The following is a 23029-nucleotide window of genomic DNA, read 5'->3' as shown; positions in this document are numbered from 1 at the left end:
GTGAAATACGATTGCGTGATTGTCGGAGCCGGAATCCAGGGTCTCGTGCTGCTCGAGCAGGCGCTCGCGCACGGGTTGAACGCATGCTGCATCGATCGTTTGCCGCGCGTCGGCGACGGCCAGACGCTGCGTTCGCAGTTTTATATTCATCGCGGCCATGTCTACAGCGATCGCGAACTGATCGATCAGCTGCATGACGCGTATCCGAAGTGGCGCGATCTGGTGCGCCGTTTGCGCGTCACGGTGCGTTCGACCGAGTCGTATGTCGGCTTCGTCGGCGATGCGAGCGCATGGACGAAGATGTGGACGTTATGCGATCTGCCGTACGCACCGGTCACGCAGGGTTCGCCCGTTCTCGAAGGCAACCGCCTCGCGCATCTCTATCGTTTTCCGCACATGATGTTCGACGGCCGCGAGCTGCTCGCGAAGCTCGTGCAGCGCAGCCGCGGCTGCCTGAAGTTCGGGACGATCGACGCGATCGAAGCCAGTCATGGCGCGTGGCGGCTGCGCATCGGCGACAGCACGCTCGACACGCAGCAGATCGTGCTGTGCGCCGGCGCGGGCACGCCGCACCTGATCGGCATGCTGCCGCGCGTACGCAAGAGCGTGCCGCTGCAAACGCGCGCCTGCCAGGTGCTGGCGATGCGCGGCCGCGTGCCCGATGCGAGCATCGCGATTCCCGATGCGCAACTGTTTATCGCGCCGCAGTACGAAGCGGACGGCTCGCCGGTGCTGCTCTACACGCACGGCACGGACCCTGTGCTCGAAGGCGGTGCGCCTCTGGCGGTCGATCCGACCCGGTTGCACGCGCAACTGAATGCGCTCAAGACGGTGCTGCCCGCTCTGCATGCGGCGACAAGCGAACGCACGCTGTATCTCGCGCACAAGACCGAAAGCGCGGAGCGGGGCGTCGGCAGGCGCCCGGATGCACCGTACGTCGAGCGGATTGCCGATGGGGTCGTGTGTGTGTTGCCTAATCAGCTATCGCTCGCGATCAACGCCGCGGAAACCGCGCTGGCGCTGATCGAGCCTGACCATGTCCCGCTGCATGCGGAACCGCTGGTGGGGGTGAGAACCCATCTGCTACGCGCGGCGGCGGAGATGCGTTTCATGAACGAAGTGAATCACGTCTAAGCGGACCAGCGACGGCCGCCGATCGCGACGGCGCCGGCGCAATGCGAGGACGGTTGCCGGCCGCCACGCACATCGCAGGCGCCGTGCAGCCGTCATCGGCGGCGCGGCGCCTGCGGTTTCGTTTCAGGAGTGCGGCGCCCACGCTCCCGCAACGATATTGCGCGCAGACTTGACGAGCTTCACCGGCACCGATTTGTACGAAGGCGTGCGGCTGCGCGGATCGTGCGCATAGAGCGGCACGAGCGGATTGGCCTCCGGGTAGTACGCGCCGCAGCATCCGTCGGGCAGCTGATATTCGACCACCTTCATATTGCGCACGACGCGCTCGATACCATCGGTCGACAGCGCGATCAGGTCGACGAGATCGCCCGGATGCAGATTGCGCCGCGCGATTTCCTGTGCATTGACGAACACCACGTCGCGCTGGCCGAATACGCCGCGATAGCGGTCCGATAGTGAATAAAGCGTCGTGTTGTACTGGTCGTGACTGCGTATCGTCGTGAGCCACAGGCCGTCCTCGTCGCCGTGCCACGGGTCTTCATCGAGGCCTTCGAATACCGCGAAATTGGCCTTGCCGCTCGCGGTCGCCCAGATCCGCTCGCGCGCGGTCGACCCCAGATGAAACCCGCCGGGCACGCGGATGCGCGCGTTGTAGGCCTCGAAGGCCGGGAATACCTTTTCGATCGCATCGCGAATCCGGTCGTAGTCGGCGACGAGTTCTTCCCAGGGCACTTTCGTTCGAGCGCCGAGCGTCGCGCGCGCGATGCCGGCGACAATCGCGGGCTCGCTCATCAGCTGCTCGGACGCCGGATCGTTGATACCCGCTGACGCGTGCACCATCGACATCGAATCTTCGACCGTGATCGATTGCGGCCCGGTCTCCTGGATATCGACTTCGGTGCGCCCGAGGCACGGCAGAATCAGCGCTTCTTTCGCATGCACGAGATGGCTGCGGTTGAGCTTCGTCGCAACATGCACGGTCAGATCGAGCTTGCGCATCGCCACCTGCAGACGCGGCCAGTCCGGAATGGCCGCCGCGAAATTGCCGCCGAGCGCGACGAATACCTTGCAGTCGCCCGAGAGCATCGCTTCGAGCGTCGCGACCGTGTCGCGCCCATGCTGCGGCGACGGTGTAAAGCCGAACGTCTGCTCGATGCGATCGAGCCATGCCTGCGCGGGCTTTTCAGTGATCCCGACCGTGCGGTTGCCCTGCACATTCGAATGGCCGCGCACCGGGCATACGCCGGCGCCGGGCCGGCCGATATTGCCGCGCATCAGCGCGAGATTGGTCAACTGCTGAACGTTCTCGGTGCCGCGATGATGCTGCGTGAGTCCCATCCCGAACACGAGGATCACATTCTTCGCTTCCATATAGACGTTCGCGACCGTGGTGAGATCGGCGCGCCGCAAGCCCGACTTGTGTTCGATCGCTTCCCAGCTGGTGTTGCGCAGATCGTCGACGAGCTTTTCAAAGCCGACCGTATGGCCGCGAATGAAATCGACGTCGAGCTTGCGCGGCTGGTCGTGCGCCAGCGCGTCGTCGTCGGCTTCGACGATCGCTTTCATGATGCCTTTCAACGCGGCGACGTCGCCGCCGACGCGCACCTGATACAGCGGATTGCTGATCGTGGTCCACGTGAGCGTGACCATCTCGATCGGATTTTGCGGCGCCTGGAAGCGTTCCAGTGCGCGTTCGCGAAACGGGTTGAACGAGATGATGCGCGCGCCGCGCCGTGATGCATCGTGCAGGCTCGTCATCATTCGCGGACTATTCGTGCCCGGGTTCTGGCCGAAGATAAAAATCGCATCCGCGTGATCGAAGTCCTCGAGCAGCACGGTGCCTTTGCCGACACCGATCGACTCGGGCAAGCCGACGCTCGTCGCTTCGTGACACATGTTCGAGCAATCGGGGAAGTTGCCGCTGCCGTATTCGCGTGCGAACAGCTGGTACAGGAACGCCGCCTCGTTCGACGCGCGCCCCGACGTATAGAAGTCGGCCTGGTTCGGCGAATCGAGCGCGTTCAGATGCGCGGCGATCAGTGCGAACGCGTCGTCCCAGGAGAGCGGCAGATAGCGGTCGGACGCCGGGTCGTAGACCATCGGGTGCGTGAGGCGGCCGGCCATCTCGAGGTCGAAGTCTTCCCACGCGCTGAGTTCGGTCACCGTATGGTTCGCGAAGAATTCCGGCGTGCAACGCGCAGCGGTCGCTTCCCACGCGACGGCCTTTGCCCCGTTTTCGCAGAACTCGAACGACGACGTGTGCTTCGGATCGGGCCACGCGCAGCCCGGACAATCGAAGCCTTCCGGCTGGTTCATCCGCAGCAGCGTGCGGGCGCCGTAAACCGGAATGCCCTGTTCGGCGAGCGCCTTGCCGGTTGCCTTGAGCGCCCCCCAACCGCCGGCCGGTTCGCGATAGACGCGGATCGATTTTCTCTCAGCCATGGTGCCCCCTACGTATGCGATGCATGAATGGAGCCATATTAGGCAGAATAGGGCGACGCGTCTTTCGAGATTGCTGGCGGCTTGTCGAAACACACGCACACTCGCGCGAGGTGCAATAGCCCGAATGAAAGCCGGCAAAAGCCGGTGAAAGCGGGGCGCGACTGCCGTGCACACGGCCGGCGTTGCGCGTCAACGGTGAATCGCCCACTGCACGAGCAGATGAAACGGCAACACGACGAGAAAGGTCGCGCCGAAGCCCGCGCACCACAGAATGACGAGCCACATGACCCGGTTCGCGAGGCTGCGCGGTTGCCCCATGCGGCGGCCGCTCGTGTGCTTCGGGTGTCGTGTTGCGACGGCTTCGGCCGATGCGTGTTCAACAACGGATCGCGGCATGATCGAGCTCCTTCTGTGCGCGCATCGTTCGAGTGACCTTGCGGCGTGAAAGCGGCTTGTTCGCTACTCGTAACGCGCGCCGGGTTCGGCCTTGCCGCGAAACACCCAGTAGCCGGCGGTCGTATAGACGGTGATGATCGGAATGATGACGACCGCGCCTACCAGCGTGAACACCTGGCTCGAATGCGGCGCGGCCGCATCGGCAAGCAGCAGCGTGCCCGGAATCGCGTAGGGCCAGATACTGACGAGCAGCCCGATATAGCCGAGCAGCACCAGCGCGAGCGCGAGTACGAAGGGCATCGCGTCGCTGCGCTTGCGTACCGCGGCAGCCATCCATGCGGCGACGATCAGCACGAGAATCGGCACCGGATAGAGCCGGTAGCGGAACGGCGACTCGAACCAGCGCGCGGCGATATGCGGGTCGGTCAACGGCGTCCAGATCGACACCGCGGCGATAAAGCCGAGCAGCACCAGCGTGAGCGGCCCGATCAGTCCGTGCATGCGCTGTTGCAGATCGCCGCCGGTCTTCAGCACGAGGAAGCCGCAGCCGAGCAGCGCGTAGGTCGACATCAACCCGAGGCCGCTGAACACGCCGAATGGCGTGACCCAGAAGAACGGGTCGCCGGAAAATACGCCGTTGGTCGTCGGAATGCCGTGCAGATACGCACCGAGAATCACGCCCTGAAAGAACGCGGCGCCGGCTGAACCGAAGACGAACGCGAGGTTCCACAAGTTCTTCGTGCGCCCGGCCTTGCCGCGAATCTCAAACGACACGCCGCGAAAAATCAGGCAGATCAGCATGAAGATGATCGGCAGGTAAAGGGCCGACAGCACGATCGAATAGACGCTCGGGAACACCGCGAGCAACGCGGCGCCGCCGAGCACGAGCCAGGTCTCGTTGCCGTCCCAGACCGGCGCGATCGTGTGCATCATCAGGTCGCGTTCGCCCTCGTCGGGGAAGAACGGAAAGATGATGCCGATGCCCAGGTCGAAGCCATCGAGCGCGACGTACATGAAAATGCCCAGCGCGATGATTGCGGCCCATATCGTGGTGATGACCATGCGTGCCTCCGTGCGTGGCGTGAATGTGCAAAACGGCGCGTGCTGCAAGGTGTGGCGTGAGCGGTTCGCGAGTCGGGCAATCAGAAGTGGCGAGGATCGAACGACATCAGGCCGGCCGTCATTCGGCGACCGCAAGCGGCCGTCTGCCGGTGGCGGGGTCGTTGCCCGATCGCGCGGCCGACGCGGCGGTCGGTTCGTCGCCGGCTTGCGGTCCGATGCGGATCAGCTTCAGGATGTAGTAGACGCCCGTGCCGAACACGAGGAAATAAACCATCACGAAGATCAGCAGCGAGACGCCGGCCGATTGCGGCGTGACCGGCGACACCGCGTCGGCGGTGCGCAACTGTCCGTACACGACCCACGGCTGACGGCCGACCTCGGTGGTGATCCAGCCGGCGATCAGCGAGATAAAGCCGGCCGGCCCCATCAGCACGGTCAGCCAGTGGAACCAGCGGGCTTCGAACAGGCGCCCGCCGCGCCGCAGCGCGACGCCGATCAGCGCGGTGAGGATCATCAGCATGCCGAGGCCGGCCATGATGCGAAACGTCCAGAAGATGATCGACGAGTTCGGCCGGTCCGCCTTCGGAAACTCCTTGAGACCCTTGATTTCGCCATCCCACGAGTGCGTGAGAATCAGGCTGCCGAGGTGCGGAATCTGGATCGCATAGCGCGTGACTTCGGCGTTCATATCGGGAAAGCCGATCAGGTTCAGCGCGGTGCCGCCCTGTTCGGTTTGCCACAGGCCTTCGATCGCGGCGATCTTCGCGGGCTGGTATTCGCGCGTATTGAGCCCGTGCTGGTCGCCGACGAATGCCTGGATCGGCGCGAGAATCAGCAGCAGCCACAGCGCCATCGAATAGGTCGTCTTCACGGCCGCGTCGCGCCGGCCCTTGAGCAGATGCCAGCCGCCGGTGGCCGCAACGACCAGCGCGGCGACGATGAAGGCGGCGATCGTCATATGCGCGAGGCGGTACGGGAACGACGGATTGAAGATCACCTTGAACCAGTCGACGGGCACCACGTGTCCGTTCTCGATGATGAAACCTTGCGGCGTCTGCATCCAGCTGTTCGACGCGAGAATCCAGAAGGTCGAGATCAGCGTGCCGGTGGCCACCAGCAGCGTCGCGCCGAAATGCAGTCTGGGCCCGACCTTTTCCCAGCCAAACAGCATCACGCCGAGAAAGCCCGCTTCGAGGAAGAAGGCCGTCATCACCTCGTAGGTGAGCAGCGGACCCGAGATCGGTCCGGCGAAGCGCGCGAAGCCCGACCAGTTGGTGCCGAATTCGTAGGCCATCACCACGCCCGACACCACGCCCATGCCGAAGCCGATCGCAAAGATCTTCGCCCAGTAATGGCACAGTTCCTTGTAATGCGGTTTGCCGCTCTTGAGCCACGCAAATTCGAGCACCGCGAGAAAGCTGGCAAGGCCGATGCTCAGCGCGGGAAAAATGATGTGCACGGATACCGTGAACGCAAACTGGATGCGGGAGAGGTCAAGTGCGCTCGGATTCATCGTCGTACCTGCTGATGTCTATCACGTCAGTCAACACGGGATACGCCCGCGACGCTCCATGAGCCCATCGTCGGCTGGCGCGTGTCCCCCGGATTCCCGCACGATATATGCGCAAGCCGGGCGGCGGAAGCCTGCCGGCGCAGCGCAAGGCCAAACGAAGGCTTAGAGTACACCTGCGCGCAGCCTGGTGTCGCTCTGCGCGGTGCAAGGCCCGCCAAGGCAGGCTCGGCGGTCTCACGTATGACTGTTCGGCGGCGCGTCTGCGTGATCGGCCGCGGTCGAATCGCCGTTCGAATCGCAGTTCGAACCGCAGTCCGGACCGCCGTTCAACCCGCAGTTCAAACACGCGTTATAGAAATTTTCCGGGCTTGGGTGCAAGCGGGCGGCACGCCTGTGCGCCGCAGCAGTATCCCATCAGGTACACGAGCAGCGCATTGATTTCGTCGTAGCGTGCCGCGTAGATGACCGAGCGGCCGTGTTGATGTCGCGACACCAGCCGCGCGTCGAGCAGGCGCTGCAGATGCGGCGACAGCGACGGCGCGGGCGAGTCGACGAACGCCGCAAGCCTGTCGGCGGACAGACCTTGCGGCCCGAACTGGACGAGGGTCCGGAACACCGTGAGCCGCGACTCCTGCGCAAGCGCGTCGAGCGCGATAAGGGCGTCGGTGGTTTCCATGGTCAGGGGTGCGGCGTCGACGGATGAGCCGTCGCGCCGTCCATGTTATTTATGCGTTGGGGAGCGGCGTGCCGGTGTCGTTGCCGCTGTCGTTATCGACGCGGCTGTCGTTGCTGTCTGCGCTCCCGCCATGGTCGGCTTCGCGTGCGCGCCGCGCATAGTCGAGCGGCGTCACGCCATAGCGTTCCTTGAAAGCGCGACTGAAGTTCGAGGCGTTCGAGAAGCCGCAGCGCAATGCGATGTCTTTCGACAGCGGACGTTCGATCGATGCCTGTGTGAGCAGGCATGCCGCGCGTTCGAGGCGCACGGACCAGACGTGGCGCATCGGCGAAAGTCCTTCCGCGCGAAATATCCGGCTTAGATAGTTCGCTGACACGTTCAGCTCCGCGGCGATCTTCGTCACATTCAGATCGGGGTCGCCGATCCGCTGCGCGATCACCTGCCGCGCCCGCAGCGCGAGTGCGGCAGCGGAGCGCGCGTACCTGAGAGTCGCGGGGTCGCCGATCAAGACATCGAGGCAATCGAGGCACTGATTGCCGAAGCGCTCGAGCAACCGCGTGCTGATCGCGTGCGCGTGCCGCGCGGTGAACGACAGATAGTCGCGCATCGCGCTCACGTCGGGCGACTGCAGGTCGGGAACGTACGGGTCGTCCAGCGCGTAGCGGATGCCGCGCTCACGCAACCGTTGCTTGGGGATACGAAGCACGATCAGGCGCGTCGAGTCGCCGAAGCGATCGTTGAACGTGCGTGCCGGGTCGATCAGCACCATGCCGCCGGCGTCGATGCGCCGCGCGTTGCCGTTCTGTTCAATCGTGAGCGATCCGCTTTCCACCTGCTTGAGCAGCAGGTACTGACCGGTCCATGTGGGGCCGTGTGTCATCACTGGCGACAGCCGTTGCCAGGCGAGCCTCGCGTCGGTGAGCTTCAATGGGCCGGCGGCCCATTGCGTGACGCTCGCGTGGCTCGGGCGCCCGGCATCCGGTCCGCACTGCAGGCCGAAGCGGGTTTCCATCTCGTCGATCCATCGGCGGCGGCTGGAAAGCGTGCTGCCGGCGCTCGTGAAGTTGATTGTCTGCATGGTCGACCCTGGGTTGAGTGCCTGTCGTCATGTGCGCCGCGCATCGGGACGCGGCGCGATCGCCGCTCGTACTGATGTTCATGTGCGGCGCTCACGCGTGTTGCGCACGCTGTCGAACGTGCGCTGCTGTTGAACACAAAACACGCCGTCTTTTTGATTTATTCCGCGCGGTGCACGCGTGCAACGGAATGTGGGTAGCGCGCGAGGCAAAGGTCAATCTCAGAGCAGACGGTGCGATAGAGAGTCAAGTCGCCCCGCCGTGCTATTGACGCCTGGGCCTCCGCCAGGCGGCCTGGACGAATAACATACGATGAATGGCAGGGTCGTCCTGCTGCGAGGAAAATGAGTTCGGATTCCGGATGAAATATCGATGAACGGCATTTCATGCGCGAATGTATGCATGCACTCGCGTTCGATCATCGCAAGCGTCAGCGCCGTGCGACGGCATGCACTGCACGCGGCAAGACGAGGTGCGAGACAAGACGCAAGACAGGCGCGGCAACGCAAGATGCAAAACGCGCAACGCAGGCGCAGGCGCAGGCGCAGGCGGACAGCCGGACCGCATGCGTTCAGCCGGCAGGCAGATCGTCGTCGCGCTGATTGACGAAGATCAGCACACCGGCAATGGCCACATAGAAACGGAACGCGGCTTCCTGACCGTTCCAGATTTTCGACTGCCACATCGCGAACCACTCGCCGCCGACCACCATAAAGCCGAAGAACCAGACGAGAAATCCGACCACGAGACCCGCGATCGCACAGGCTTTCGCGTGGTTGAAGTCGATGCCGCTCGCATGGCGCCGACGCCACAGCGCCACCGCCCCCGCAAGCAGCAGTAAGCAGGTCGCGCCTTCGCCGGCAATGATTAGCCAGTAACCCAGTTGCCACCACAACGGATTGGTTGTCGCCCGATACAGCAGAGCGTTGTGTGGGAAGGTGGTGTCCATGCTCAGCACATGCTGGACGAACAGATAGTTCGAGCCGTAGTCGGCGAGATTGTCGGACGTCACGATGCCGGCGAACGCGGCGAGCATCAGGGTCATCACGATTTTGGCGAGGCGAATGGTCATGGTGGGGTCCGGGTTGTCCTGTCCCTCTGTAACAGTTCATGCGCTGCGCTATTCCCCATCGGGTGCGGTGATGTGGGCATCGGGATGCCGGAGCACAGGAATATTGGCGGACTTCGGGCGTTTAAGTGAAGGAAGGCGGGCGGACCGGGCAATGCGTCCGTCGCCGGCCGCGCCGCGCGCGCGGCATTGGATCCATCGCGCACGCCTTGCCGGCATGGCCGGCCGCAGGCGGCGCCCGTCAGGAGTCTGCATGAGCACGATCAATACGGTAAAGCCGGCGGGCGGCGCGGCGATTGTTCGTCCCGCGGCGTTCGCCGGTACCGGCAACTACAATGTCGCCGCGGCGGCGGCCGCGCTGGCGCCCGCGTTGCGCGAGCGCGCTGACGAAGCCGATGCATCGGCGAAGCTGCCCGACGCGACGATCGCGGATCTCGAGAAGGCGCGCCTCTTCGACATGGCGCGGCCGAAGATGTACGGCGGCCTACAGGTTTCTTTCGACACCTATCTCGACGCGATGATCGAAGTCTCGCGCGGCGACGCGTCGACCGGGTGGACGCTCGGGCTGATCTCGACAGGCATCTGGCTCGCCGCCATCGGGTACTCGCAGAAGGTAACCGACGAAGTGTTCGGTCAGGATCCGAACGTGCGGTTCGCGACCGCGATCAACCCGCGCAAGGCAAAGACGCGGCGCGTCGCCGGCGGCTACGTGATCGAGGACGGTCTGTGGATGTACAACACAGGCATCTATCACTCGCAATGGGATCAGGTCGGCATTCCGCTGGTCGACGACGCGGGGCAGGTGGTCGGCCGCGGCGTCGCGCTGGTGCCGGCCTCGGCGGTGACGCTGCTCGACGACTGGGACACGATCGGCCTGCGCGGCACCGGCAGCACGAGCGTCACGATCAAGGATGTGTTCGTGCCGGATGAACGGATCATCTCGATGAGCCGCATCGCGCAGGACGATTACGCGGCGAGCCATCTGCGCGACGTGCCGCTGTACCGGCTGCCGATGGTGCCGACGCTGGCCGTGCGCCTTGCCGGTTCGATGGTCGGCATGGGCAGGGCGGCGGTCGATCTGTTCATGCAGAAAATCGGCACGCGCGGCATCGCATTCACGACCTACGACAAGCAGGACGACGCGCCGGTCACCCATTTGCAGATCGGCGAGGCGACCGGGAAGATCGACGCGGCCGAAGCGATTCTCCGGCATGCGATCCGCCTGCTTGAAACCGGCGCGGAGCGCCGCGAGCAGATGAGTCTCGAACAGCGCGCACGCATCTGGCGCGACGCCGGTATGGCGAGCCGCATGATCTGGGAAGCGGTCGACCAGCTCGCGAGCGCGTCGGGTACGGCCTTCGTCAACCGCGGCGCGCCGATGAACCGGGTATGGCACGACGTGAAAGTCGCGTCCGTGCATGGCGCGATCTATTCGGACACGTTCTACGAGCTGTACGGCCGGATCGCGGCGGGCAAGACGTCGAATTCACCTCAACTGCCGGCCTTGACCTGACTGTGACCGGGGCCGGGCTGAACGGGCCCGCCTTGCGCGGCGCACGAGGGCCGCGGTAGCTGCATCAACTCGCTCAACCCGCTCAACCTGCAGCCGGCATCGATCGCCCCGATGCCGGCCACCGTTGCGGCGTGCCTATTCGAACCCGTTCGGATTGCGCTCCTGCCAGCGCCAGTGGTCCACGCACATCCGCTCGATGCCGTGTTGCGCGTGCCAGCCGAGCAGGCGTTCCGCCGCCGCCGGGTTGGCGAAGCACTGCGCGATATCGCCGGGCCGCCGCGCGACGATTTCATACGGCACCTTCCGTCCGGACGCCTTTTCAAACGAGTGCACCACCTCGAGCACGCTGTAGCCCTGGCCCGTGCCCAGATTCACGACGAAGCTCCGGTCGTGCTTCACGAGCGCATCGAGCGCCTTGATATGTCCTTGCGCGAGATCGGCGACGTGAATGTAGTCGCGCACTCCCGTACCGTCCGGCGTGTCGTAGTCGCCGCCGAACACGCTCAGTTTCTCGCGCTTGCCGACCGCGACCTGCGCGACATACGGCATCAGGTTGTTCGGAATGCCACCCGGCGCCTCGCCGATCAGGCCGCTTTCATGCGCGCCGACCGGGTTGAAATAGCGCAGCGTCGCGATGCGCCACGACGGGTCCGACACTTCGACGTCGCGCAGGATCTGCTCGGCGATCAGCTTCGACTGGCCGTACGGGTTAGTGGCGGACAGCGGGAACGACTCGTCGATCGGCGAGCTTTGCGGCACGCCGTACACGGTGGCCGACGAGCTGAACACAAACTGCTTCACATTGCGCTTGCGCATCACGTCGAGCAGCGTCAGCAGGCTGCCGATGTTGTTCTGGTAGTAGTCGATCGGCTTTGCGACCGATTCGCCGACCGCCTTCAACGCCGCGAAATGGATCGCGCCGGTCACCGGGTGGCGCTCGAAGATCTGCTCGAGGGCCGCCGCATCGCGCGCGTCGGCGTCGTAGAACGCGACCCGCTTGCCGGTAATCTGCTCGACGCGCTCGAGCGACTGGCGATGGCTGTTCACGAGGTTGTCGATCACCACCACGTCGTAGCCGTCGTCGAGCAAGGCCACACATGTGTGCGAGCCGATATAGCCTGCGCCGCCCGTTACCAGTATCGTGCCCTTCTTCGCCATGCTTAGCTCCGTTAAAGTGAGACGCCCGTCAGGTTGTTCAGCACGTCTTTGTAACGTTCGATGACGAGCCGCTCATCGAACTCGGACGCGACTTTATGCCGGCCGCGTTGCCCCATTGCACGCCGCTCGGCGTCGCTCATGTCGAGCATGCGCGCGCATTGAGCGGCGAGACTCTCCACACTACGCACTTCACATAACAGGCCGTTGACACCGTGTTCGACGACTTCGCGGCAGCCGGGCACGTCGGTTGCGACGACCGGCCGTTCCATCGCGGCGGCTTCCAGCAGCGTGCGCGGCACGCCTTCGCGATACGACGGCAGTACTACGCAATCCGCGGCGGCGATGACCGGCCGTACATCATGCGCTTCACCGAGGTATTCGACCACGCCTTCCTGTTGCCACGCGTCGACGTCGGCACGGGTGAGCGCGCTCGGGTTGTCGACATTGAGCGGCCCGAGCAGCTGGAAGCGCGCGAAAGGATAACGCACGCGCAGCCGGCGCGCCGCTTCGACATATTCGCCGATACCTTTATCCCATAACAAGCGGCCGATCAGTACGAAGACGAACTCAGCGCGCGACGAGCGTTCAGGCGGTGGCGCCGGCGCGAACTGCGCGAGGTCGACGCCTTCGCCGTGCAGCAGGCGCGCCCGCTCGGGATGCACGAGCAGATTCTGCTCGACGAACGCGGCCTCGTCGTCGCGATTCAAAAACCATATTTCGCGCGGAAAGCGGAACGCGAACCGGTAAAGACGTTTCGCGACCTGCGCGGCGCGGCTTGTCTGGATAAAAACATAGCCGAGACCGGTCGTGACCGCCACCGACGGCACGCCCGCGAGACGCGCCGCGACCGAGCCGTAGATATTCGGCTTGATCGTATAGTGAAACACGACGTGCGGACGGATCGAGCGGTATAGCCGGTTCAACTGCCACAGCGTGCGCAGGTCGTCGAGCGGGTTGGTGCTTTTCGATGCGAGTGCGAGTTCGATGCAGCGGCAGCCCATCTGCGCGAGCAGATCGGTCGTGCGGTCGCGCGGCGCGATCACCGTCACCTCGACGCCGCGCGCGATCAGCATGCGGATCAGCCCCTGCCGATACGTATAGATCGCAAACGACGTATTGCAGACGAGGATGACGCGGAGGTCGGCAGGGCGCTCGATGCGTGGCTTCATGAAGTCGCGGGTCAGCAGGCGTGGGAAGGTTCGGCGGGCAACCGGTGTGCGCAAGGCCGCATCGGGCTCAGGCGCCCGCACGCGGTTGCGCGCTGCGCGCATATACGAGGCGCTTGATTCGCCGCAGCGTGCCGTAGGGCGTGACGAAGTGCAGCAGGTTTTTCGCGAGGCCGAGCCAGTCGTACGGATTCGCGGCGTTGAAGTAATGCAGTTGCAGCCGCAGCGTCGACGCGATCTGGCGGCGGCGCTTCGTCGCGCTGATGCCGCCTTCATTCAGCTCGTAATAGACGCCGAGTTCCGGCAGGTTCGCGCAGTCGTAGCGCTCCATCAAACGCAGGAACAGGTCGAGGTCTTCGGCGGAACGGTACGCGGCGCGGTAGTTGCCCACAGCCAGCACCGCGTCGATGCGCAGCATCATCGACGGGTGCACGAAGCAGGCGCGCGCAAAGCGGATGCGGCGGATTGCGCGCGGGTCGGCCGGCGGCGCGAGCATGAACAGCGGCGTGCCGTCGAGTGCGACCACCTGGGCCCACATGCCGAGGCCGGCCACTTCCGGATGCGCTTCGAGCGAAGCGCGCTGCTTCGCGAGTCGCTGCGCAACGGCCAGATCGCCGGCGTCGATTCGCGCCGCATAACGAAAGCCGCGCGCGGCGAGCGCTTCGATACCGGCTTGCAGCGCGCGCTCGATGCCGCCGTTTTGCGGCATCCGCAGAATCTCGACCGTCATGTTCGGCAGCGACGGCGCAACGAGCGGCGGCGTGCTGCCGTCATCGACAATCAGCACCTGCACCGGCGCGCTTTCGCTGAACGACGCGAGCGTGCGCTCGACGTCGGCCTGGCCGTTGTAGGCAGGCATCAGCACCGCGACATCGGCAAGCGAAGCGCCGTACGGCGCAGCCGAATCGTCCGGCCGGGCCGCGGGCGGCGTGCCGTCGGGCGGCGCGGATTGCGGCGCGCGTGCGGGTGCGGAGGAAGACGTCATGAACCGAGCTTCAAACGGATGTAATAAAGATTGACCGAGGCGGCCGCCAGATAGCCGGCCGCGAGGCCGACCAACGCGCCGTACGCGCCCATGCGCGGAATCGCCAGCAAGTTGACGGCGAAGGCGACCGCCAGCGCGAGCAGCCATTTCGACAGCAACACGAACTTCGCCTGATATTTCAGCACGACGAGATTGCCGATCGCCTCGATGCCGGCCGGCACCGACAGCCACACCGCCCAGCGGAAAATGCCGATCGCGCCTGCGTAAGCCGGCCCGAACACATGGCCGATGATGAAACCCGCGAGCAGATCGAGCACGCATGCGCCGCCCGCCATCACCGCGAAGGTCAGCGCGGCGAGACGCCACATGTTGCGGCGCAGCCGCGCGGCCTCGTCGACGCGATAGACGAACGCCGGTGCGATGGTTTGCGCGAGCATCAGCGCGAGCGTGATCCAGTTTTCGTTCAACTGCTGCGCCGCCGAATAACGGCCGAGATCCGCGAACGAGATCGCGCGTTCGAGCATCAGCCGGTCGAGCTTCAGAAACAGATACATGCAGATGAGCCCGATCCAGAAGACCGCGCCGGCGCTCGCGAAATGACGCACCAGCGGCCGCTCGACATGCCAGCCGAGCGCGCCGCCGTGGCGCTTCATGTAGTAGACCATCAGCACCGCGCCGATCGCCGCCGCTTCGAGCGCCCACAGCCAGCCGAAGCTGCCGGCGGGCGCCGCCGCGCGCACCATCAGCCAGACCAGCACGGCTTTCACCACCGCGGTCGTCATGCTGGTCAGCAACTGCGGCCTGCTGTACGTCATGCTCTGCAGCCACGCGTTGATGACGCCGACCACCGGTTCGCGGAACAGCATCGTGACCGCGAGGCCGGCGAGCATCGTGCCGACCAGCGGATCCGTGAAGTGCACGGTGCGGTTCGCGGCAATCGCGGCCCACGTGACGAGCAGCGCGGCCACCGAGACTGCCAGCCGCAGCGCGAACGCGCTGCCGAGCACGGTGCCGAGTTCGGCGGCGGAGCGGCGCACGATGGTCGGCACGAGAATTTCGGCGCCGCACACCCAGGTGAGCGGCGCGAGCACGAGCAGCAGGGTATTCGCGTACTGCCACTTGCCGAACACGTCCGGGCCGAAGTAGCGGGCGAGCAGGCCGCTTACCGCAATCGCGACGGCGATCTGCGTGAGGCGCTCAAGCCCGAGCCAGACGATATTCGCGAAGGCGCGCGTGACGTCCGGATTCGTATAGCGCTTCCATGTCAGCATCCGGCGGCCGCCTGTGCGCAAGACGTGGCGGAATTTGCCAGCCGGGCCGGGCGGCGCAGTTCCAGGCTTACCCGCGGGCTTACCCTCGGGCTCGCCATTTGCAACCGCAACTTAACAATCGGGGCGCGTCTAAGCATTAGAATAGGGCGAGCAGGCGTTCGCTGAAAAACGCAATTATAAGTTGGAACCGGACCGCTTCCGGCAACGGCGCAGACGACGACCACGTGATGCGCCGGACAAAATTTCCCATTGCACGTAAGTGAGCCTATCCATGATCTCCCAATCGATTTTCAAGGCGTATGACATCCGCGGTGTGATCGGCAAGACGCTCGATGCCGATGCCGCGCGCTCGATCGGCCGCGCGTTCGGCAGCGAAGTGCGCGCGCAGGGCGGCGATGCGGTCGTCGTCGCGCGCGACGGACGGCTGTCCGGGCCGGAGCTGATCGCGGCGCTGTCCGAAGGATTGCGTTCGGCCGGTGTCGACGTGGTCAATGTCGGGATGGTGCCGACGCCGGTCGGCTACTTCGCCGCGAGCGTGCCGCTCAAGCTCGCGGGCGGCGAGCGGCGCGTCGATTCATGCATCGTCGTGACCGGTAGTCATAATCCGCCGGACTACAACGGCTTCAAGATGGTGTTGCGCGGTGCGGCGATTTACGGCGACCAGATCCAGGCACTCTACCAGCGCATCGTCAACAACAGGTTCGAGTCGGGCAACGGCAGCTATGCCGACTACGACATCGCCGATGCGTACCTCGAGCGTATCGTCAGCGATATCAAACTCGCGCGGCCGTTGAAGCTGGTTGTCGATACCGGCAACGGCGTCGCGGGCGGTCTTGCGCCGCGCCTGTTCAAGGCGCTCGGTTGCGAGCTCGTCGAACTGTTTACCGAGATCGACGGCAACTTCCCGAATCACCACCCGGACCCGGCGCATCCGGAGAACCTGCAGGACGTGATCCGCGCGCTGAAGGAAACCGATGCGGAAATCGGCTTCGCATTCGACGGCGACGGCGACCGTCTGGGCGTCGTCACGAAGGACGGGCAGATCATCTATCCGGACCGGCAACTGATGCTGTTCGCGGAAGAGGTGCTGTCGCGCAACAAGGGCGCGCAGATCATTTACGACGTGAAATGCACGCGCAATCTGGCGACGTGGGTGCGCGACAAGGGCGGCGAGCCGCTGATGTGGAAGACTGGCCACTCGCTCGTGAAGGCGAAGCTGCGCGAAACCGGCGCGCCGCTCGCCGGTGAGATGAGCGGTCACGTGTTCTTCAAGGACCGCTGGTATGGCTTCGACGATGGTCTCTATACCGGCGCGCGGCTGCTTGAAATCCTGGCGCGCGTGAAGGACCCGAGCCAGTTGCTCAACGGCCTGCCGAACTCGCATTCGACGCCGGAATTGCAGTTGAAGCTGCAGGAAGGCGAGAACTTCGAGCTGATCGCGCGTTTGCAGAAGAGCGCAACGTTCCCGCAGGCGGATGAGGTGATCACGATCGACGGGCTGCGCGTCGAGTATCCGGACGGCTTCGGTCTTGCGCGTTCGTCGAATACGACGCCGGTGGTCGTGATGCGCTTCGAGGCCGATAACGATGCCGCGTTGAAGCGCATTCAGGAAGACTTCCGCCGCGTGATTCTCGCGGAGAAGGCGGACGCGAAGCTGCCGTTCTGAGCGTCGCTGTGCGCGAGGCGTCTTGCCGGCTCCGCATGGGCCGCGGGCGCCTCGACGACGTCTGGAGCCATAGCCGGTAGCGGCGACGCGGAGAACGCAGCCGGCAGCTTGGCTCAATGTTCGGCTCAACGCTCGACTCATTGCGCGCCCTGCAACCCGACATCAACCATCAACCCGTATCGGCGTGTAGCGCGACCTGATCGCCGGGCTTTTTGCCGCAGCCGCAAGCGACACGCCGGCGACCGACATCAACCCGTATCAGCGTAGCGCGACGTCATTGCCAGGCTTTGACCGCAGCCGCAAGCAACACATCGGCGATCGACACCTGAACGCGGCGCGAGCCAGACAATGGCCGCGCCGCGTTTTTTCGTGGATTTTTCGCGCGGCGCGCTAGAATTGCGTCCTTTCAACGTACCGTGATGCCGGAATGACCGGCACTCCACCTTGAGCGCGCAAAAGATACTGATCGTACGGGTGTCATCGCTGGGCGACGTCGTGCACAACATGCCGGCGGTCGCCGATATCCGCCGCCGCCATCCGGACGCGCAGATCGATTGGCTGGTCGAAGAGAGCTTCGTCGGCCTCGTCGAACTCGTGCAGGGCGTACGGCGGGCGATTCCGGTGTCGCTGCGGCGCTGGCGCAAGGGGCTGCTGTCGCCGGCCAACTGGCGCGAGATCGGTGCGTTTCGCCGTGCACTGGCGAACGAGCATTACGACCTGGTCATCGACTGCCAGGGGTTGATCAAGACCGCGTGGCTCGCGCGCATGGCGCGCGGGCCGATTACGGGCCTGGGCAACCGCACCGACGGCGCCGGTTATGAATGGCCGGTGCGTTTCTTCTATGACCGGCGCGTGCCGATCGAGCCGCGCACGCATGTGGTCGAGCGCACGCGCCAGCTGGTGGCGGCCGCGCTCGGCGACCCGCCGCCGCAACCCACCGACGAAATCGACTTCGGCCTCGATTCCGGCCGCGCGGCGCTTGCGCTGTCGCAGGCGCAAGTGAACCTGCCGGTGCCGTATGTGGCGTTCGTGCACGCGACCTCGCGCGCGGACAAGCAGTGGCCGGACGCCGCATGGATCGAGCTCGGCCAGGCGCTCGTGCGACGCGGCGCGTCACTTGTGCTGCCGTGGGGCAGCGACGCGGAACGCGCGACCAGCGAGCGCCTCGCGAAGGAATTCGGCGCGGCGGCGGTCGTGCCGCCGAAGCTGTCGCTGCCGGCTGTCGTCGGGTTGATCGAAGGCGCGGCCGCGACGGTCGGCGTCGACACCGGCCTTGTGCATATTGCCGCAGCGCTCAAGCGGCCGACGGTCGAGTTGTACAATTTCGCGACCGCGTGGCGCACCGGCGGCTACTGGTCGCCGAACGTGATCAATCTCGGTACGGCGGGCCAGCCGCCGACGCTGCAGGCGGTGAAAAGCGCGCTTGCCGGGTTTGGTCTGCTGTAACAACGGCTCACGTCGACGTGCGGCGAGCCGCACGCCATCTCACACGCACACGCTTTATCCGCTGCAAACGAAGGGCGACCATGAACGAATCCCAGATCATCGAAGTGACAAGCGCCGACTGGCAGGGGCAAAACCTGGCCATCGAGCGCGAGACGCTGCTGGCAGGCGTCGAGCGCGGCAAGGTGCTGTACTTCCCGAGCCTGCGTTTCGCGATCGAAGGCGGCGAGACCGCGCTGCTCGATCCGGCGATCGCCGATCCGAATCGCAAGAACATCAGCCTCGAACCGAACGGCGGCGCGCTCCATGGCGTGCTCGGCGATACCGTGCAGCAATCGGCGGTGCGCGCGCTGATCGCGCGTTACCAGGCCAATGCGCGCACGCTCGTCGACGGCCTGTTTCCCGAATACCGCAACACGCTGCGCGTCGCGCCGACCAGCCTGCGGCTGCACCAGGTCGAAACGCGCGAGACGTCATGGCGCAAGGACGACAGCCGTTTGCACGTCGATGCCTTTCCGTCGCGCCCGAACTACGGCGAGCGGATTCTGCGCGTATTCACCAACGTCAATCCGCATGGCGTGCCGCGTGTATGGCGCGTCGGCGAGCCGTTCGAAGAGATGGCGCAGCGCTTTCTGCCGCGCATCAAGCCGCAGATGCCGGGCGCCGCGTGGCTGCTGAACCTGTTGCACGTGACGAAGACGCCGCGCAGCGAATACGACCACCTGATGCTGCAACTGCACGACGGCATGAAGGCGGACCTCGACTATCAGAAGACGTCGCCGCAGCAGACGATGCCGTTTCCGCCGGGCTGCGTGTGGGTGTGCTTTTCGGACCAGACCTCGCATGCGGTGATGTCCGGACAATTCATGCTCGAGCAGACGTTCTTTCTGCCGGTCAAGGCGATGGTGCAGCCGGAGTGCGCGCCGCTTGGCATTCTCGAGCGCCTGAAGGGCAGGGCGCTGGTTTGAGCGGCGGCACGAGGTGGGCGGGGGCGCGATGCTGAGGGCGCTCTACAACGCGCTCTGGTGGATCGCCGCGCCCGTCGCGGTGCTGCGGCTCGTATGGCGTTCGCGCAAGGAGCCCGGCTACCGCCGGCATATCGGCGAGCGCTTCGGCCGCGGGCGCGGCCGTCTGCCGGAAGACGACGCGCCGCTGATCTGGGTGCATGCGGTGTCGGTCGGCGAGACGCGCGCCGCGCAGCCGCTGATCGATGCGCTGATGAAGGCGCGGCCCGATGCGCGCATCCTGCTTACGCATATGACGCCGAGCGGCCGCGCGACCGGCGAAGAGATCTTCGGCGACCGGCTGATGCGCTGCTTCTTGCCGTACGACATGCCGCACGCGGTGCGGCGTTTCCTGCGCGCGTGGCGGCCGTCGGTGGGACTCGTGATGGAAACCGAAGTGTGGCCGACGTTGATCGACGAATGCCGCCGCGCCGACGTGCCGCTCGTGCTGACCAATGCGCGGATGTCGCAGCGCTCGTACCGGCGCGCGGCGCGCTTCGGTCACGCGACGCGCGACGTGTTCGGCGGCTTTGCCCGCGTGCTCGCGCAAAGTCCGGCCGACGCGCAGCGGCTGACCGCGCTTGGCGCGCGCAATGTCGCGGTGCTGGGCAATCTGAAGTTCGACATGACCACGCCGCCTGAGCTGGTCGCACGCGGCCATGCGTGGCGCGCGGCGATCGGCGAGCGTCCGGTATGGGTCGCGGCAAGCACGCGCGAAGGCGAAGAGGAACGGGTGCTGGAGGCGTTCGCGTCGCTCGCGCCCGATCATGCGCTGCTGGTGCTGGTGCCGCGCCATCCGCAACGTTTCGACGAAGTCGCCGCGCTGGTCGCGCGCCAGGGCTTGCACATCGAACGGCGCTCGGCGTGGGCGCCAGTCGGCGCCGCGGCGGCTGCGCTCGGCCCGGTGCGGCCGTTGTCGCGCGAGACCCAGGTGCTGCTTGGCGATTCGATGGGGGAACTGGGTGCGTACTATGCGGCGTCGGATGTCGCGTTTATCGGCGGCAGCCTGTTGCCGCTCGGCGGACAGAATCTGATCGAAGCGTGCGCGGTCGGCGTGCCGGTGCTGATCGGCCCGCACGTGTTCAACTTTACGCAGGCGACCGCCGATGCGGTCGCGGCCGGCGCGGCAATTCAGGTGAAAGATCCCGCCGACCTCGCGCGCGTGCTGCGTGAGCTGTTCGGCGACCGGCCGCGCCGTACCGCGATGGGCGCGGCGGCCTCGGCGTTTGCCGCGCGGCATCGCGGCGCGACCGCGCGCACGGTCGATGTGCTGACGACGTTACTGCCTGAGGATCACGCGCCGGCGCTGGCGGGGGATGTGAAGTAGCGGGCGGTGGACGGCGCAGTGAGGCCTGCTGACGCCTGGTTGTCTGTCGAGGGTTCGAAGCCGTGACGCCGCGGCAATGCGGCATCAAACGGCAGCGTAACGTCACACGTCAGCGGGCCACAGACGGCAACGCGGCATCAAACGGCGCGTTGCGCGGTCACTCCCGCCGGCGCGCGACTGCGCCGCGCCTCGAGAATGTCGGCGACGCACGCGGTAAAGCGCCGGTTGCTCTGCTCGATTCCATAGTGCTGCGCGCGCGTGAGTGCATGCGCGCTCATCGCGTCGCGCAATGCGGCGTCGGTCACGATGCGCATGAGCGCATCGGCCATGGCGTGCGTGTCGCCGACCGGCACGAGCATACCGGCGCGACCGTCGTCGAGAATCTCACGCGGGCCGGTCGGGCAATCGGTGGCGACGATCGGCTTGCCGTGCGCGAGCGCTTCGAGCAGCACCATCGGCATGCCTTCATAACGCGAACTGAGTACGAGCGCGCGCGCGTTCGCGACCAGCGCGTGCGGGTTGTCCTGATGACCGACGAAATGCACACGCTGCGCGATGCCGAGCTGCGCTGCCAGGTCTTCGAGCTCCCGGCGGAACGCGCCATGCCCGACAATCACCAGGTGCTCGTCGACGCGATGCGCTTGAACCATCTCGGCGTACGCGCGCAACAGCGTGCGATGGTCCTTCTGGATTTCGTCGAGCCGCGCAACCGACACGATATACGGCGCGCTGCACGGCGCCGTGCTCGCACCCGGTGCGTTCGCCGCGGCGCGTATCGCGTGGATGTCGATTGCATTGGGCAGCACGACGAGCCGGCGCAGATTGCCGCCGAACATCGCTTTCGCTTCGTCGGCCATATGCTGGTTCAGCGCGACGACGGCGTCGTAGCGTGCGTATTGCAGCGCGAGGCGCCGCGCTTTGCGCGGGCGGTTGCCAAGACGCGCGTCGAAGCTGAAGTGATTGACGCCGAGCCACGCGATACCGAACTGCGATGCCCAGCGGCGCAACGACATATCGAAGTCGACGATCACGTCGTGGCGTTGCGCGAGGGCGGCGATGCGCCTGCGCACATGCGGCCGCACGGCGAGCGTGTTGAACACGTCACGCCCTACGCGCCCGGGCTTGCTGAGCTTGTGCGCGTACCGGCGCGACTGGAAGTGGTTGAGCCACGGACGGTCGACGAGAATCTCAATCTTCACATCTTGCGGAATCAGCGCGCGGAAGCGGCTGACGAACGCGGGCGACGCGAACATCACCGATAGCGTGATATCGAAGCGGCTGCGATCGAGGATGTGCAGCCATTGAATCAGCGAAGACTCGATGCCGCCGTCGTTGAAGTCGACGACGTGAAACAGGACGGAAGTGCGCGGGGCCGTTTGGGGCATGAGGGTAGCAAGGCGTCTGTCAGTGCCGGTCGCAACCCGATGCGCGCGGCGTTTTGTAATGGTTTTTCACATTTTAGCACTGTGGATGGGCCGGCTTGTGGGGGCGGCTGCCCGGGGCGTGCACGCGATGCTGGTCTCCGTGGATTGGCGATGCCTCGCGGCATGTCACTGCGCGCATTTCGATGCTTGACGGTGTCGATAAAAATTGTTGCGAGTTTGATATCCGCATTGCTCAAATCAAGATGCTTTAACGTGGATTGTCGAGGGGATGAATTCATCTTTTGATTGAAATGTAGTCGTTATTTTGACGGGCAATTGGATTAATTTTTCGCAATCGGGGAGGGTGTATCTAAGAGTTTGTGCGGCTTGAGCGGGTAAGTTATAAGACTGGGTCGGTCAGGTCTAAGAGCTTGAAAAGATTTGTTAAATCGATTGTGGCTAATATTTCTTTTCAATCCTGTCATGTCAATATACGCGCCAGATTAATAAAGACTTGCGATAAAAAGGCTGACTATGACAACAAAGCCGTCCATGCAAAAGTCATCGCGAATTGCGGCGCCTGTTCAGCGCAATCTTAAGCAGTTACAGTTTGCTTTTCCCATTCTGCGCAAAGGACAAGGCAAAGCGGAGGTATCTTCGCGGTTCACCGACGAACATGAAATCTACCGTCTGCTGGCCGCGCATGAGGCATCGGGCGCGTATCTGGTCAGCGCCCGGGGCATGTGGCACGGCGGCATCCATAT

The 23029-nt window shown here is 64.9% G+C and carries 19 protein-coding genes; 7 read left to right on the top strand and 12 right to left on the bottom strand.

The window, feature by feature from the left end; genetic code table 11:
* A complete protein-coding gene (locus tag HV675_RS16240) occupies positions 1 to 1134 on the top strand; it encodes an FAD-dependent oxidoreductase (RefSeq protein WP_175111948.1) in 1134 nt (377 codons plus the stop codon).
* Between the two features lie 123 nt (positions 1135 to 1257).
* Here the strand turns inward: HV675_RS16240 and HV675_RS16235 are convergent, their stop codons facing one another.
* From HV675_RS16235 to HV675_RS16205, 7 genes are all read right to left on the bottom strand, one after another.
* Positions 1258 to 3576: an FdhF/YdeP family oxidoreductase gene (locus tag HV675_RS16235; protein ID WP_175111947.1), complete on the bottom strand. Its 2319-nt coding sequence runs from the start codon at positions 3574 to 3576 to the stop codon at positions 1258 to 1260.
* A gap of 189 nt (positions 3577 to 3765) precedes the next feature.
* Entirely contained in the window at positions 3766 to 3972 is a 207-nt protein-coding gene (locus HV675_RS32210; RefSeq protein WP_217478142.1) for a hypothetical protein, read from the bottom strand.
* A gap of 63 nt (positions 3973 to 4035) precedes the next feature.
* Positions 4036 to 5034 (bottom strand): cytochrome d ubiquinol oxidase subunit II, encoded by a 999-nt coding sequence (gene cydB / locus HV675_RS16225; protein ID WP_175111946.1) that lies wholly within the window; start codon positions 5032 to 5034, stop codon positions 4036 to 4038.
* Positions 5035 to 5152: 118 nt separating this feature from the next.
* Positions 5153 to 6547 (bottom strand): cytochrome ubiquinol oxidase subunit I, encoded by a 1395-nt coding sequence (locus tag HV675_RS16220; RefSeq protein WP_175111945.1) that lies wholly within the window; start codon positions 6545 to 6547, stop codon positions 5153 to 5155.
* 349 nt (positions 6548 to 6896) lie between these two features.
* Positions 6897 to 7223, bottom strand: a complete 327-nt coding sequence (locus HV675_RS16215) for an ArsR/SmtB family transcription factor (RefSeq protein ID WP_175111944.1) — start codon at positions 7221 to 7223, stop codon at positions 6897 to 6899.
* 49 nt (positions 7224 to 7272) lie between these two features.
* Positions 7273 to 8301 carry a helix-turn-helix domain-containing protein gene (locus HV675_RS16210; protein ID WP_175111943.1) on the bottom strand — a complete coding sequence of 343 codons (1029 nt, stop codon included), beginning with the start codon at positions 8299 to 8301 and terminating at the stop codon, positions 7273 to 7275.
* Between the two features lie 569 nt (positions 8302 to 8870).
* Positions 8871 to 9371, bottom strand: coding sequence for a DUF2165 family protein (locus HV675_RS16205; protein ID WP_175111942.1), 501 nt, complete (start codon positions 9369 to 9371; stop codon positions 8871 to 8873).
* 250 nt (positions 9372 to 9621) lie between these two features.
* On the opposite strand from HV675_RS16205, the gene HV675_RS16200 reads away from it, so the two are divergent.
* Positions 9622 to 10881 (top strand): acyl-CoA dehydrogenase family protein, encoded by a 1260-nt coding sequence (locus HV675_RS16200; RefSeq protein ID WP_175111941.1) that lies wholly within the window; start codon positions 9622 to 9624, stop codon positions 10879 to 10881.
* 135 nt (positions 10882 to 11016) lie between these two features.
* On the opposite strand, the gene galE is transcribed toward HV675_RS16200, so the two are convergent.
* The 4 genes from galE to HV675_RS16180 all read right to left on the bottom strand — a co-directional run bounded on the left by galE (position 11017) and on the right by HV675_RS16180 (position 15461).
* Positions 11017 to 12039 (bottom strand): UDP-glucose 4-epimerase GalE, encoded by a 1023-nt coding sequence (gene galE / locus HV675_RS16195; protein WP_175111940.1) that lies wholly within the window; start codon positions 12037 to 12039, stop codon positions 11017 to 11019.
* An 11-nt stretch (positions 12040 to 12050) separates the two neighbouring features.
* On the bottom strand, positions 12051 to 13208 hold the full coding sequence (locus HV675_RS16190; RefSeq protein WP_175111939.1) for a glycosyltransferase family 4 protein: 1158 nt from the start codon (positions 13206 to 13208) through the stop codon (positions 12051 to 12053).
* 67 nt (positions 13209 to 13275) lie between these two features.
* Positions 13276 to 14064 carry a glycosyltransferase gene (locus HV675_RS16185; protein ID WP_246270323.1) on the bottom strand — a complete coding sequence of 263 codons (789 nt, stop codon included), beginning with the start codon at positions 14062 to 14064 and terminating at the stop codon, positions 13276 to 13278.
* Positions 14065 to 14186: 122 nt separating this feature from the next.
* A complete protein-coding gene (locus tag HV675_RS16180; RefSeq protein ID WP_175111937.1) occupies positions 14187 to 15461 on the bottom strand; it encodes an oligosaccharide flippase family protein in 1275 nt (424 codons plus the stop codon).
* A 271-nt stretch (positions 15462 to 15732) separates the two neighbouring features.
* Between HV675_RS16180 and HV675_RS16175 the strand changes: the two genes are divergently transcribed.
* The 4 genes from HV675_RS16175 to waaA all read left to right on the top strand — a co-directional run bounded on the left by HV675_RS16175 (position 15733) and on the right by waaA (position 20901).
* Positions 15733 to 17127 (top strand): phosphomannomutase/phosphoglucomutase, encoded by a 1395-nt coding sequence (locus HV675_RS16175; protein WP_175111936.1) that lies wholly within the window; start codon positions 15733 to 15735, stop codon positions 17125 to 17127.
* A gap of 444 nt (positions 17128 to 17571) precedes the next feature.
* On the top strand, positions 17572 to 18573 hold the full coding sequence (gene waaC, locus HV675_RS16170; protein ID WP_175111935.1) for a lipopolysaccharide heptosyltransferase I: 1002 nt from the start codon (positions 17572 to 17574) through the stop codon (positions 18571 to 18573).
* A gap of 80 nt (positions 18574 to 18653) precedes the next feature.
* A complete protein-coding gene (gene kdoO / locus HV675_RS16165) occupies positions 18654 to 19538 on the top strand; it encodes a Kdo hydroxylase KdoO (RefSeq protein ID WP_175111934.1) in 885 nt (294 codons plus the stop codon).
* A 28-nt stretch (positions 19539 to 19566) separates the two neighbouring features.
* Entirely contained in the window at positions 19567 to 20901 is a 1335-nt protein-coding gene (gene waaA, locus HV675_RS16160; protein ID WP_175111933.1) for a lipid IV(A) 3-deoxy-D-manno-octulosonic acid transferase, read from the top strand.
* 137 nt (positions 20902 to 21038) lie between these two features.
* On the opposite strand, the gene HV675_RS16155 is transcribed toward waaA, so the two are convergent.
* Positions 21039 to 22286, bottom strand: coding sequence for a glycosyltransferase (locus tag HV675_RS16155; RefSeq protein ID WP_175111932.1), 1248 nt, complete (start codon positions 22284 to 22286; stop codon positions 21039 to 21041).
* A gap of 531 nt (positions 22287 to 22817) precedes the next feature.
* Between HV675_RS16155 and HV675_RS16150 the strand changes: the two genes are divergently transcribed.
* On the top strand, positions 22818 to 23029 hold a 212-nt coding region (locus HV675_RS16150; RefSeq protein WP_175111931.1), incomplete at its 3' end, for a hypothetical protein.

Source organism: Paraburkholderia solisilvae (genome assembly GCF_902859875.1).
GTDB classification, from domain to species: domain Bacteria; phylum Pseudomonadota; class Gammaproteobacteria; order Burkholderiales; family Burkholderiaceae; genus Paraburkholderia; species Paraburkholderia solisilvae.
Note: the sequence above shows the minus strand (reverse complement) of the source record. Positions and strands in the feature narration are given on the sequence as shown.